Origin of the sequence: Pseudorhizobium endolithicum (assembly GCF_902153245.2) — a bacterium.
GTDB lineage: Bacteria > Pseudomonadota > Alphaproteobacteria > Rhizobiales > Rhizobiaceae > Neorhizobium > Neorhizobium endolithicum.
On sequence record NZ_CABFWF030000011.1, the window covers coordinates 295688 to 296667 of the forward strand.

A 980-nucleotide genomic window follows, 5' to 3' on the forward strand; every position below is an offset into this window, starting at 1 on the left:
GTTGCGGGCCGCATCGGTGATGGCCTGTTCGATGCCCGTCTTGACCACCCGCAGGGGCAGCTCCCGGTCGTAGATCAGTTCGCCGCCCTTGAAGAGATAAGCACGCACCGTATGCACCCCGTCCGGGATGTTGGCGGGCAGCCGCAGGGAGGCCCGAAACAGGCTCGAGCTCACGAAGCGCACGCCGCTGGTGTCGCGCTGGTAGAGCCCGCTCGCCAGCTTGAGCCGGCGGTAGGCCTCCCGAAACTCCGAGAGATCGACGGCATTGCCGACATAGCCGGTCGGAGTGAGCGCAAGATGGTTGATGCCGACGCCGATGCTGTTGAGCGACGGCTCTTCATCGATGGCGTCGATCTCGCGCGTGCTGGCCAGCGAGTAGGATTCCGGCACCTGCTCGAAGGTCATCGAGCTGGTGTTCATCCAGATCCCGAGCACGCGCTCCTTCCGCCGGACCGTCGCATAGTCGCGGGGTCCCTCGAGCGTCACGATCACGTCGTAATGGCCGATGGCGAGAAGCAGCTCGTCGGCATTGGTGAGCGCGCCGAAAACCGTCAGGTCCGCCCCGCGGAAATCGGAGGTGATGGCGATCTCGCTGGTCGAGGTGCCGATCTCCAGCCCTTCCTTGACGGTCGAGGCTTCTCCGAACGGAACCTGCGCGAAGGACGGCGAGGCGATCGAGAGCAGAAGAGCGGCGGCGAGGCGGCGGGCGGCGGAAGGCATCAGTACGCGAAGCCTCCCACCACGACGGAGTAGATATCGTCCGGCGGAACCACCAGCGCGATCGCGAGGCGGATGCCGACGGCCAGGACCAGCAGTGCCAGAAGGGCGCGCAGCTGTTCGCCGCGCAGCTTCTGGCCGACCCGGACGCCGTACTGCGCCCCGATCACCCCCGCGACCATCAGGATGGTCGCGAGCACGATGTCGACGGAATAGTTGGTCGCCGCCTGGACCATGGTGGTGTAGGCCGTCACGAAGATGAT

Annotated in this window: 2 protein-coding genes; both read right to left on the reverse strand. The window is 66.0% G+C overall.

The window, feature by feature from the left end; all coding sequences use genetic code 11:
* Positions 1–720 (reverse strand): TIGR02186 family protein (locus RTCK_RS09515; protein WP_185927970.1); only part of this gene is annotated, 720 nt, incomplete at its 3' end.
* On the reverse strand, positions 720–980 hold a 261-nt coding region (locus RTCK_RS09520; RefSeq protein WP_185927971.1), incomplete at its 5' end, for a TSUP family transporter. The genes RTCK_RS09520 and RTCK_RS09515, both read right to left, overlap by 1 nt.